Origin of the sequence: Streptomyces graminilatus (assembly GCF_001418565.1) — a bacterium.
GTDB lineage: Bacteria > Actinomycetota > Actinomycetes > Streptomycetales > Streptomycetaceae > Streptomyces > Streptomyces graminilatus.
The window spans coordinates 1-12,033 of record NZ_LIQQ01000215.1; the positions used below are offsets into that span (position 1 = coordinate 1).

Consider the following 12,033-nt stretch of genomic DNA (forward strand, 5'->3'; position numbering starts at 1 on the left):
CTGCGCACCGCGCACACCGGCACCGGCAATCTCGTCGGCCAGGACCTCACCGGGTTGGGCCTGACCGACCCGGAGGGCCTGGTCGAGAAGCTGACCGGCTGCGGCTGGCTCGCGCTGCCCGGAACCGCCGGGGACCTGCTCGCCTCCCGGCCGGAGAACCCCACCCCGATCACCGTCCCCTCCCTGGCACCCCACGAGGAGGAGACGGGCCCGTTCACGTTCGGCAAGAAGATGCGGCCCAAGCTCTCCGGCTGGGCCCAGAAGGTCATCTCGGACAAGAAACTCCGCAAGGCCAAGGCCACCGCCAGCACCCGGCTGCTCGCCCTGACGCTGGCCACCCAGACCGACGCCGCGGGGCGCCTCGGTCCCGGCGGCCACGGCATCGACCTGACCGCTCTCGCCGCCGGGGTCTCGGTCGATTCCGGTGAGCTGCAGCATCTGGTCGACCAGCTGACCGCGGCGGACTGGCTCACCGACGCTGCCCTCACCGATGCCCACCTCACCGGACATCTGGCCGAACGCGTCCTCCCGCTCACCTGTCCCCTCCAGGCGTGAGGCACGCATCCGTAGGAAGGCACCCGTGACGGTGGGGCCCGTCTTGGCCCGCTCATCTGCTGGATGAGGGGCAGGCTGGCCTCCAGGAGACAATGCCGATCATGCCGAAGCCTGCCGCTCACTCGGCGCCGGTAGCGTCCTTCCTGCTGACCATCCCGCAGGGGCACGCCGCCCGTCGCCTCCTCTCCTACACGGCCACCCTGCCGCTGTCCTCGCCTGACGCCCAGCTGCTCGCTGTGGTCATCACCATCCGGGCCGCGCGGGGCGGCACCGCCAGGATCGGGGCCGCCGCTGTACGGGAGCTTCGCCTGGACGATGCGTACCGGGCCGTCGCTGATCTGCGTGCCCTGGGCTGGCAGCTTCCCGACCGGCTCTTGGACCTGGACGCCGACGCCCCGGCCCTGGTGACGGTGCCGCCCCTGGCGGCCGGACCGGACGACCACCCTCTGCCTCTCGGTAAGGATCCGCGGTCGCGGGTATCCGGCTGGACCGCGCGCACCCTGACTGCCCCTCTGCTCACGGGGACCCCGCCGGCTGCCCAGCTCGCCGGGCTGTTCCTGGCCGGCCACGCCTCCGCCCATCTGAACGGCACGCTGCCGGACGACCTGCCGCGAGCCTGCCGGGATCACCTGCCCGGCCTGGTGACGAGCGGCTTCCTCACCCATCTCGACGACGACCTCTACCGGCTCGGCTCCTCCATGCGGAACCTGGTTGGACGGCTGCCGCACCGGGCCGACCCGGACGACTCCCCACCACGCAAAGGCCCGTGGAAGGTTCCCTGTCCGGCCCGGACCACCAGGGCGGAGTGGGCACAGTGGAAGCAGGAGGCCCGCCCGACGGTGCGGCAGAACGCGGAAGCAGTCGAGCGGTGCACCGTGTGCCGCCTACCCCGCGCCCAGGTGGCGGCCGCGTTCACGGCCACCCGCTACACCAGCAGAGCCCCACGCCACGTACGCGACGCGTACGACGCCTGGAAGGAACGCAACCCCGGCCACAGCCTGCAAGCCGCGCAGGCCACTGCCGTGTTTCGGACGCGGCACGGGCACGGGCCCTCGTACGGGCAACTGTGCTCCTCTCTGGGCTGGCCGCGGACGCTTCGGAGCATCATCGTCGAGCGGCTCCTGGCCGACAGGTGGCTCGCCGAGATCCCGTCCGTGCCGTGGACCCTGCGGCCGGGTGAAACGGCCGCGGCGCACGGGATCCTCCTGCAGCCGCGCGCCGCGAGAGAGTGAGCCGACCGAGCAGGCGCCCCGGTCCAGAGCGTCGAGGCGAGGCGACTTCGCCGATCGCGCCCGCGCGTGCCCTGGTGCGCCGTACGGTCGTTCCACGGATGGCGACCGGGTGGTGACGCCGGGTCAGGCTGGGGAGGGGATCTGAGGGATGGTCAATGCTCGCACGTACCCGCTGTGGCGGGATCTCGCGATGAGTGAGGATCTCCCCAAGGAAGCACTCAAGACAGTGATCGGGGCCTTGTGCGCCCCGGCGACGAATCGGGACGGCTTCGACGCGAAGGCCGACCGGTGGCGGGAGGAAGCCCTCAAGGCCGCGCTGCCCGCGCTGCTGGCCCGGACCCCGGCCAAGCGACTGCGCGGCCAGCTCCTGGTGCACGCCGATGAGAAGACGCTGGCCGCCCTGGCGGCCGACGGCACCGTGACCACCGCCGACGTGCCCGCCATCCTGCGGCACCGCAGGGTCTGGGCCGGGCTGATCTCCGCTCTGGCACGACACCCCGACCAGCTCGAAGCAGCGATCGCGCTCCTGCCTCGACTTCCCGAGCACGAAGTGGAGCATGTCGTCCGGGACTGGGATCCCGACCGCTACACCCGCACCAAGGGCGCCGCGCCGGTCCCGCCCGTGCCGCCGGAACTGTTCGACGCCGTCCTGGAAGCCTGCCTCACCCCGCTCGCCGCATACCTGCTCCACCCGGAGCCCGAAGAGGGCTGGGAGGCGGTGTCCGCGTTCTCGAAGGACTGGTCGCTGGAGCTGGGCGGCCGCGCCGGCTGGGCGATGCTGGCCCGGTGCCCCCAGCGGTGGCCGCAGCTCACCGCGCACCCCGTACTCGGGGCGGCCGTCCAGCACCTGCTGCTGGACCAGGCCGAGACGCAGACCCTCGAGGACGCCCAACTCCGCGCCGCCGACCCGGACAGCGAGGAACTCCCCGCCGACCCGGCTCCCGCTCTCAGCGAGGAACTGCTGCTCGCCTGCCTTCCGGCCTTGTGCCTGCCCGAACTGGCCGACCTGCCCAACCCGCAGGTGACCGCGCGCCGGACCCTGCACCACCTCGCACACCGCGTCCACAACAACCCGCGCCTGACCGCCCTCGCCACCGACCAGCTGCACACGGCCACCAACGCGCTCGTCACCTGCGGCCAGCTGCTCACCTGGTCCGACAAACAGGAGGGCGACCACGAGTTCGACAGCCGCGTCCTCCGCCTCGCCGAGGACCTGGCCCTCCTCAGCGCCAACCCCGACCACCTCGCCGGGGCCTGCGCCCACCTCGCCCAATTGGATCCGCCGGCCGTCGTCTCACCCACGCCGAGCCGGACCCTGATCCGCGTCCTCGACAACGCCGACCCCGACCACGACCGCCCGGCCCGGCTCCTGGAACGCCACTCCGAGCACCGCCGGGTCCAGGCCCTGGCCACCCTCGCCGCCAACCCGCACACCCCACACACCGCCGTCGCGGACGTCCTGAACGGGCTGCACCCCGCCGAACTGGCCTGGATCGCCGAGAAGACCGGCGGGCCCGACTGGTTCCTGGCCGCAGCGGCCGCCGTCCCGGCGCCCGAAGACGAGGACGACGGTGTGCTGCGGCTGCTGGACGACGCCGAACTCGGCAAGCACCCCGACCCCGCGGCCGTCCTGCAGACCTGGCTCGACTCCCCCGCCACCGGCGAGTACCTCTCCCGCTCCGAGGTCTACCGAGCCGTCGTGAAGTCCCGCTACCACACCCTGGAACACCTGCGCCAGATCCCCGCCGACGAGGTCCTCGCCCGCCACGAACCCGAAGTCGCCCTGACGATCCTGCTGGACCACTGCGGCCGCAGCACGAGGCGGTGGGAGGCACTCGCCGCCGCCATGACCTTCGGCTACGACGACGAGAAGATCACCTTCGGCCAGCTCCTCGACTCCCTGGACCCCACGCCCGCAGAGGCGCAGACATCCTGACCCGCCTGCTGCGCGAGCTGCGCCGTCCGCTCCAACAGCGAGACGCTCCTCGTGGCGCCGCCGCGCGCTGACCTGCTAGATCGCGGCCAACGCATCGTCCGGGACGACGTCTCGCGTGGCGGGACAGTTCCCCCATCGCAGCGGTCTGCCGCCCCTTCGTCTCTGCAACGGTCGGTCCACTTGGGACAGCGGCGTGGGACATCACGAGTGCGTGGCACCCCCTGATTCCGGGAAGCCCTATTTCCCATCAAGACACCTTGCTGTCAAGCCAGTCCAGATAGGCTCCATATTCCTGGCGTACGTAGTTGCGGGGGCGGTCGGTCCATCGGGGGTCTGCCGCCGGTACGGCCCCTGCACTGCCTCCGTGGCGTCGGTCCCATTCGACGAGGATGTTGGCAAAGTCTCGTGCCTCAATGAGGACGACGTCGGAGGCAATGTCGCCCATCGCGAGGGCATAGCGGTCATGGAGCGCCGCCATTTGCAAGAGAAAGTTGCGGTTCCGCCCGGGATCCTTCGTCCCTGCAATCTCGTCAGCGCGGAGGATGGCCTGCAACATGTGCACTGCCGTCGCGTGCTGCTCTACGGTCTGGGCGCGGTCGTAGACAGCTGTGTCCGCTTCCACTTCTCGGCTTGCAGGCTCTTGGCCCAGGGCGGCGCTGAACGCGTGCCGGGTCTCCAGCACGGCGCGCAGCCGGTCGCCCACCGTGCTTCCGAGCTCGGCGTGGGCGGCGAGGGAGTCACGGGCCTGTTGGACGATGAACGCAGCGTTGCCGCGGCTGCGCTGTTTGTCCTCGAGCGCGGCCCGCAGGTTGTGCAGTGCTTCAGTGAGGCGATCGTCGGGCGGGGAAGCTGAGCCCAGAGTGTCGAGGATCCGGTCGTGGTCAAGGAGTCCGACGGCAGAGGTGAGAGGGACCGCCAGCAGCTGTGACCCGTCAGGCGCGTCCATGCGCTCGGTGACCGCAGTGGAGTGCAAGGCACACGCAGTGACCAACTCGACGTAGGGCAGTACAGTTTTGCTGGCTTCTGTGCTCTTCTGGACGGCCAGTTTCCATGTCGCGGGGTGCTGCGCAAGGTACCAAGTAGTGAGTTCCCCGGCCCAGGAGACGCATCCGTCCCAAGCCGAGCCGAAGCGGGCCTGGGCCACCTGCTGCAGATGCTCGTCGATATCCATACCGACAGACGGTAGTTGGAGCAGGATCGTGCAGGGCGACTGTCTCCCCTCGTTCTGCGGCGCACGTTGCCGACAGGTGGCTGATCATTCCACTACGACTGACTGCCCTGTGGCGGTGTATGGCGCAGCCCGAAGGGAGTCTTCGTGCCGTCGAGGTAGCCGTCCCGGCTGAGTTCGCGCAGCACATTGATCACCACGGATCCCGTTGTATCGTCTGGCCACAGGGACGGCTCCGTCCCGAATTGCCGCCAGGTCGGGCCGTGCCGGTGCGAGTGGCGGAACGCATCGATCCACCCCAGCGCCCTCTCCCGCCAGCCCGGATCGCCGGTCAACCGCTCGGCACGCTCTCTGACGGACTTGGTGGTCTTCCACCCTCGGCGGTATTCCTCCACGCCGAGGGCCTTCGTGAGAGCCTCCAGCCCCACCTCGGCGGTTACCTCCGGGCACAGCGGACACACGACGGCCGCCTCGATGGACGTCCGTACCCGCTCGGCCCGGCTCTGCTGGGCCAACTGCCGCTCCTTCATCCTTGGCTTACTCACGAAGTACACCTTCCCCTTAACCGCCCGACCGCGCGCGAGAATCGGGCCCGCCGACGGGAAAACGACCGCCTCAAGGCCCGGGATGCCAGAGCCGAGCCACGAATTCCACAGCAGGTCGGACGGACTACGTTGGTACCGGTGCCCGGCTCCCGAGCGCCAATAGGTGTGACGCCACCAGCCCTTCGTGAATGGGGGAAGATCCGCGGGTGACCACATCGCCGCTGCTGCCGCTGCCCGTCCTGCCCTTCACCCCGTTGCCTGTCCCTGTCTCGCCCTCGTTCGAGGAGACCAAAAAGGAGGCCCGGGCGATCCTGCTGGCCGGCGCCGAGCTGCCGCTGCCCGCGGCCGTCCAGCGTCATCAGGAACGGGTCCTGGACGGCCTGTACAACGCTCTGGCCAGCACCGGTGAGGGGCAGCGGCTCTATGTTCTGGAGAAAGCCGGGCCCATTCCCCGCGTCAAGATCGGCCGCAGCAACGATCCCTGGAAGCGCATCCGTCACCACGTCAGCGAGATGAACAGCCACCAGTACGGTCTCATCGACGCCCACGTCACCGACCCGGTCGACGACCGGCTCTCCATCAGCCGGGCCGAGGTCGCGGCCCATGTCGGGATGGGCAGGCGCTACCAGCGGATCACCCGCGAAGAGTTCCGGGACGCCGACTTCGTGATCGCTACCATGTGGGCGTACGTCTCTGTCCAGCGCCACCAGCCACACACGGACGACGAGTGATCACGGTGCCGATTCGGGCGTGAGCCTGCCTTCCTTCAGGTCCCCAGTTCCGCGTCTGCCGCAGCGCCCGGATCTCAGCCGTGCCCGCGCGGCGTGAGGCCGGGCGGGATCAGCGGACTGGCGGGCGCCGCTTCCTGCGCCACGCGGGACCAGCCATGGTCCTGCATGGTCTCCGACTCCCAGTCCTCGAACAGCTGCGGCAGCGCCTTCGGATCGCGGTCGGGTCACGGTGCCAGCGGATGAGCGCGCCGGCGGCGGGGCGCTCGGCGTCGCAGTCCGCGCACAGCTCCATCCACCGCACACCGGTCACGATCGGCCCGTTCCAGTGCAGCAGGAGGTCATCGCCGCAGCGGGAGCACGGGCGAGGTGCCTTGTCCTGGTCGGGGCGGAGCGCGTGGGAGGCCAGCGCCTCCAGTTGCTCGTCGCTCATGGAGTCGAGGCACCCGTCGATGTTCGGCATGCGGCAGAACGATCCGTCGGGGCGCACGACGTAGCGCCAGGCTGGAGACATGCGAGGTCTCCCTTTCGGAAATGGAACGACACGCGAGCAGCCACGATCCGCCCGACGTGTGATCGCAGTCAAGAGGCCGACTGCTGGTCCGGCACGTCGATCGTTTCCATCGGTGCCAGGCCATACACGCCGCACTACCGGCCGCCCACGTAGTTCGGCCCTGACCGCCGATCCCAAGTCGCCGCGGTTCCAAGGCCGTTGTGACGGCTACGGGATGGGACGGACAGTAGTGGCAGGTCAGGAAGAGGCAGCAGGCGCGGCGCCTTGCTCCTGGTCTGGGTGAGCGGTGTGCCAGGCGTCCCAGATCTCCTGGCGGAGCTTGCCTCGGGACGGTACGTCCATGTTCTGGCTGCGGGCCCAGGCCCGGGCCTCCGCGACTGCCGGTGCGGGGCGCGGGATCGTCACGGCGGCGGGCGTCGCGGCGGGCCGAGCCGGCGGCGGCGGCGTGGGCAGCTTCTCGACCGGCGTGGTGGTGAAGCCTCGGCGTTCGAGGATGCGGCGGCGCCGGTGGTGCATGCGCTCCAGTTGCGGGACCTCGGCGTCGAGGTAGTCGTGCGCTTCGACGTGGGACTTCCTCGCCTCGGTGTTGCGCATGATGCGGCCGACCTGCTGGATGACACGGCCCTTGAAGGAGATGGGGCTGGTGAGGAAGAGCGTGTCCAATCTGGGCTGGTCGAAGCCCTCGCCGACGAGCTTGTCGATCGCCAGGAGCACCAGAGGTGTGGTGGTGTCCTCGGCCAGGGCGGTGCGGATGCGGGCTCGTTCGGCCGGCGGTAACCCGCCGTGGAGCAGGATGGGTTCGACTCCGTGCGGCTTGAGGGCGGCGGCCAGCTGGTGGAGGTGTTCCACGCGGTTGGTCAGGGCCAGGCTGCACCGGCCGCGCCGGGCGGCGCCTGCGATGTCCACGGCGATCTGGGCGTTGCGGTCGGCGTGGTGGGCGAGTTCGGTGTAGATGGCCTGGAAGGAAGCGCCGTCGTTGCCGGGCTCGTCGGTGGTGAACGTGGTGGGGTGGACGACGAAGTGCTTGGCGAAGGTGCTGGCGTCGTCGATCTCGTGGCGGATCGGGCCGCACTGCATCGTGATCACCGGGTCCATCTGGTCCGCCCGGTAGGGGGTGGCGGACAGGCCGATCCACCGGCCGGCCTTCGCGACCCGGATCGCCGCTTCGGCGCCCGGCGCTCCCACGGCGTGGCACTCGTCCACGATGACCAGGCCGTATCCGTCGAGCAGGTCGGGCGGCGCATCCCGGTGGGACAGAGTCTGCAGCATGATCAGGTCGACGACGTGGGTGCGGCGGTCCTTACCGCCACCGAGCGAGCCGACCTGGCCCTCGCCGAGATCGAGGAACGTGGCGAGGCGTTGCTTCCACTGGTCCAGCAACTCGCTGCGGTTCACGACCACAGCGGTCGGGGTGCGGCGGCGGGCGACAAGGGCACAAGCCATGACCGTCTTGCCAGCCCCAGGAGGAGCCACCAGGACACCGGTAGGGTGCGCCGCCATCGCGTCGACGGCCTGCTGCTGGACGTCGGTCAGCTCGCCGGTGAAGCGCGCGGTGATCTCCGGGTGTTCGGGCAGGTCGCTGGTGATGGTGAGGGTCCCTCCGGCGGCGGCGACCAGCTGGGCGGCCTCGTCGGCGAGACCGCGCGGCAGCTTGAGCCAGTCCGGGCCGGTGGCATCGAAGCAGCAGATGAGCCGGGGCGTGTTCCAGGTCGAGAAGCGCTGGTTCTGCTTGCGGTAGAACTCCGGATTGTGGAACGACGAGGCGTGCTTGAGCGCCGCGAGCAGCTGCGGGGGCAGCCCAGTGGTGGAGATCTCCAACATGGCGGCCAGCCGTGCGGGCACCATGGCCGGCGCCTTGCCCAGGGCCTTCCTGCGGGGCCTGGGTCCCAGCTCGGGTACGGTCGCCGACGGCCCGGCCTTGACCGGGCCGAGCTTGTCGACCAGCGCCTCGACCTCGGCCGGTGTGACACGTTCGGTGCGCGAGAGACGGGCGAACTGATCCGGGTAGGGCTGCCAGGTGCCGGGGTCCACGAAGACGGTGGTGGCCTTGGCGCGGGCGACGCCGTGCAGCGGCAGCGCGATCAGGCTGCCGAACCTGAAGCCGCCCCTGGCTTTGACCGGCTGGAAGTCCTGGGCGGGGAAGAGACGGTCGTAGCTGGACAGCGTCATCTGTCCGCGGGCGTCGATCGCCCGCCGCAGCAGCGCCATGCCCAGGGCCCGGGCGGTGGCGGCGGCGACGGGCGCGGTGAAGAACGTCCACACGTGGGCGCCCTTGCCGGAGCGGGAGATCTCCAGCAGGGCGGGCACACCGGCCTGTTGGCACGCGCCGGCGTATGCGGTCGCGTCGCCGCGCCAGTCGCTGCCGTCCTTGCCGTCGAAGTCACACGCCAGCAGCCGGCAGGTGTCGTCGGCCAGCAGCGGGTAAAGGCCCACGTGTAGTTCGCTGCGGCCCTGCCGGGACGGATCGAGGTGCCCGTAGACGGTCTCGTCGGTCAGCGGCCAGAACACCCGGTCCGCATCGTCCTTGCTCTTGTCGAACGGGTCGTCCTCGGCCGGACTCCACCCGGTACGCCCGGTCTTCGAGCTCACCCACCGCCGGGCATAGACGTCCTCGCGGCCGGCGAACAGCGCCCGGAACAGCGCGATCTTCGCCTCACTGCCGGACGATGCATCCGCGTACGGCAGCCCGTTGGCGCCGAGCACCGGCACGACCGGCAACGGGTCCGGGACGGGTGCCAAGACAGCGGGCTCAGCGGGGCAAGCGCCGCCGAGGCGTGCCCGCAGACGCTCGTTCTCGGTCTGCAGCCGGGCGAGTTCCTCGCGGAGCTCGGCGTTCTCCTCCAGCGCGACATCGAGACGGATGCGCAGCTCGGCCGGGTCATGGCAGTCGGACCAGTCCTCCACCCTCCTCATGATCCAGATCCGGGATGTCCCGCGCAGTCAGAACGCCCAGATTCACCTACCGCTGATGCCGCGTCGGCCGGGCAGACGGCCCGGCACTGCGGGCGGGCGCTGTGGCGGGACGGCGGCACCTGTCGCTAGGGTCGCCGGATGACCTTCGATGATGAGCTCGCCACCGACTTACGACCGAGCGAGGCACCGACCGGGGTGATCGTCAACGCGCTGCGCTGGGACCTCTTGAACGATTGGGTCCGGTACGTGAACGACGACAGCCGCCCGGACAAGACGGCCGAGATGGCGTATCAGTGGGGCTTCATCAACCGGGTGGCTTTATCAGTGGGTTCTGCTGCCACTTGTCGTTGAGGGCGGGAGCCACTGGTGTGTCGAGGAGAAGGATGTCGATGAGTTTTGCTGCCACCCGGCGTCCGGTGGTGGGACGATCGGAGTGCTCCACGGTGTGAGGTGACGCCGATGCCGTCCATGTCCAGAGTCGAGTTGTTCGCGGCGATCCGCCGGGATTCCCGGGCGGGAATGTCGGTCCGTGCTCTGTCGCGCAAGTACAACGTCGCCCGCCGCACGGTCGATCAGGCTCTCACGTCGGCTTGGCCCGCCCCGCGCAAGGGACTTCCGAAGCGGGCCTCTCGCCTTGATCCTTACAAGCCGGTCATCGATGCGACTTCGGCGGCGACACGCTGCGGTGCCTGTGGGGCAAGCACGAGACCAACTACCCCATGTTCGCTGAGACGGTGTGGCTGTTGCACCGCGAGTTCAGCGAAGGCGCCGGGGCAGACGAGCACACGCTCTTCGCCGTCCTCGACGTGCCGCTGATCCCCGCCGACATCCTGTTCCGGAAGATCGCGAACGCGTCCGCACTGGCCGTCCGGAAGCTGACCGAGGCCCAGATGCTGGAGATCCTTCGCAAGGCGCCGCAGGACTACGCCGCCCGGCGGTAGAGGCGCCGACCCACCCGAAACGCCGACGCCCCGCCCGGGAGTTCACCTGCTGGGCGGGGCTGTCCATGGTTCTCGACAATCACGCGGAGTCTTGCTCTCCCGCCGCAGTACGGCGGCCCAGCTGCAGCACCGCCTCCACGGTGACGACGGCCACGGTCTCACCCTGGCTCCCAGCAGCCCCGCGCGGTGACCGGCTTCCCGGTCCGGGCATCCGGGAGTTGCGGGGCGAAGACCGCCCGGCCCGGATCAGGGTCCAACGGCCCTGGGCGTGGCGTCACAGGCGCGAGGACCTTCGGGCGGCCGTAAATTCGCGGGCAGGGCGTGAAGGTGCAGGGCCACCATGGGCGTCATGGATCTGGTCGCGAAGGAACCCCGGATTGACGATGCCTTCGGCCGTGTTCTGGCCCGCTGCTGGGAGACCGGTGCCACACCGTGGTCGGCAGTGGAAGTGATCGAGCGCGACGACGGCCTGATCGCGGCCAACGACGCCTCCCGCTACTTCACCGAGCCCGCGCAGTGGTCGGCGCTCGATCGGTGGGCATGGGAGCGGGCCCAGGGCCGGGTCCTGGACGTGGGGTGCGGCGGCGGGCGCCACGCGGTCGCGTGGGTGGCCCGCGGGCACGAAGTGGTCGGAGTGGATCCCTCGCCCGGCGCTGTGCGCATCACGCGCGAGCGAGGGGCCAAGGCCGTGGTCGGCTCGGTACCGTTCCTGCCCGGAGAGCTCGGACGGTTCGACACAATCGCCCTGTGCGGGGACAGCCTCGGCCTGCTGGGCGGCCCCGAGCAGGCGCCGCAGGTCCTGTCAGCGCTTGCCGCAGTGGCCGGCCCCGGCGCGCGGTTGATCGGCACCGGCACGGATCCCGGCGACGGCGCTGGCACCGTCCACGCCGGCTACCACTCCTGGAACCTCAGCCGCGGCCGGGCACCCGGGCAGCTGCGGCTGCGTGTACGGGACGGCGTAGTGGCAACGCCCTGGTTCGACTACTGGCTGGCGGCACCGGACGAGTTCACCGCGGCCGTGGACAGATCCGCCTGGACCATGGAGACCATGGAGCGCGACCCCACCGGATCCGGGTACGCGGTGCGCCTGCGCAAATAGGGGATTGGCACCTCGGAACGAAACTGGCGCCCACCCAGCATCCCGCCGCGTCTCCTGTCCCCCAGCTCGCAGGGCGCAGCAGGGCCGCCTTCCTGTGAAGGCGCCGTGGTCGGGACAATGGCGGGCATGACTCGACAGCGGGGAGAGCCGGGCGACGGCGGCGAGCGGGTAGTGCGGATCGCGGCAGTCCGCCCGGACGAGGCGCTGTTCACGCACGGCCCGGTCCAGCAGACCAGCCGCCTGCACACCTTCGAGGTGGTCACCTTCTCCGGCGCGGAGGAGTCAGACGTTCTGCACGCCGCCGGTTCCTGACTGGCCACGCCTGAGGTGCGTGACAGTCGTCGCCGCTGCGCATGTCCGGCTTATGATCCTTCCGCCCCGCGCCGGGGAGCGCGGATACGC

Annotated in this window: 11 protein-coding genes and 1 pseudogene; 8 read left to right on the forward strand and 4 right to left on the reverse strand. The window is 70.3% G+C overall.

Going from position 1 to position 12,033, the window contains the following annotated elements; translation table 11 throughout:
• The 3 genes and pseudogenes from AOK08_RS19210 to AOK08_RS19220 form a co-directional block, all read left to right on the forward strand.
• Window positions 1-555 (forward strand): annotated as a pseudogene (locus AOK08_RS19210) (hypothetical protein); the annotation flags it as partial.
• Between the two features lie 101 nt (window positions 556-656).
• A complete protein-coding gene (locus tag AOK08_RS19215) occupies window positions 657-1,787 on the forward strand; it encodes a hypothetical protein (RefSeq protein ID WP_063794087.1) in 1,131 nt (376 codons plus the stop codon).
• Window positions 1,788-1,977: 190 nt separating this feature from the next.
• Complete coding sequence (locus AOK08_RS19220; protein WP_241827009.1) at window positions 1,978-3,723, forward strand: hypothetical protein; 1,746 nt, start codon at window positions 1,978-1,980, stop codon at window positions 3,721-3,723.
• A 247-nt stretch (window positions 3,724-3,970) separates the two neighbouring features.
• Here AOK08_RS19220 and AOK08_RS19225 read toward each other — a convergent pair whose 3' ends face one another.
• On the reverse strand, window positions 3,971-4,894 hold the full coding sequence (locus AOK08_RS19225) for a hypothetical protein (RefSeq protein WP_055527409.1): 924 nt from the start codon (window positions 4,892-4,894) through the stop codon (window positions 3,971-3,973).
• Between the two features lie 92 nt (window positions 4,895-4,986).
• Entirely contained in the window at window positions 4,987-5,436 is a 450-nt protein-coding gene (locus AOK08_RS19230; protein WP_157876726.1) for a hypothetical protein, read from the reverse strand.
• 206 nt (window positions 5,437-5,642) lie between these two features.
• Between AOK08_RS19230 and AOK08_RS19235 the strand changes: the two genes are divergently transcribed.
• Window positions 5,643-6,167 (forward strand): hypothetical protein, encoded by a 525-nt coding sequence (locus AOK08_RS19235; RefSeq protein ID WP_055527418.1) that lies wholly within the window; start codon window positions 5,643-5,645, stop codon window positions 6,165-6,167.
• A 109-nt stretch (window positions 6,168-6,276) separates the two neighbouring features.
• Here AOK08_RS19235 and AOK08_RS45820 read toward each other — a convergent pair whose 3' ends face one another.
• Window positions 6,277-6,678, reverse strand: coding sequence for a DUF6300 family protein (locus tag AOK08_RS45820; RefSeq protein WP_157876727.1), 402 nt, complete (start codon window positions 6,676-6,678; stop codon window positions 6,277-6,279).
• A gap of 237 nt (window positions 6,679-6,915) precedes the next feature.
• On the reverse strand, window positions 6,916-9,582 hold the full coding sequence (locus AOK08_RS19245; RefSeq protein WP_055527426.1) for a TOTE conflict system archaeo-eukaryotic primase domain-containing protein: 2,667 nt from the start codon (window positions 9,580-9,582) through the stop codon (window positions 6,916-6,918).
• A 147-nt stretch (window positions 9,583-9,729) separates the two neighbouring features.
• On the opposite strand from AOK08_RS19245, the gene AOK08_RS19250 reads away from it, so the two are divergent.
• The 4 genes from AOK08_RS19250 to AOK08_RS45825 all read left to right on the forward strand — a co-directional run bounded on the left by AOK08_RS19250 (window position 9,730) and on the right by AOK08_RS45825 (window position 11,943).
• Entirely contained in the window at window positions 9,730-9,942 is a 213-nt protein-coding gene (locus AOK08_RS19250) for a hypothetical protein (protein WP_055527432.1), read from the forward strand.
• A 368-nt stretch (window positions 9,943-10,310) separates the two neighbouring features.
• Entirely contained in the window at window positions 10,311-10,532 is a 222-nt protein-coding gene (locus AOK08_RS19255; RefSeq protein ID WP_055527435.1) for a hypothetical protein, read from the forward strand.
• A 349-nt stretch (window positions 10,533-10,881) separates the two neighbouring features.
• A complete protein-coding gene (locus AOK08_RS19260) occupies window positions 10,882-11,631 on the forward strand; it encodes a class I SAM-dependent methyltransferase (protein WP_055527462.1) in 750 nt (249 codons plus the stop codon).
• 126 nt (window positions 11,632-11,757) lie between these two features.
• Entirely contained in the window at window positions 11,758-11,943 is a 186-nt protein-coding gene (locus AOK08_RS45825; protein WP_157876728.1) for a hypothetical protein, read from the forward strand.
• The last annotated feature ends 90 nt before the right edge of the window (window positions 11,944-12,033 follow it).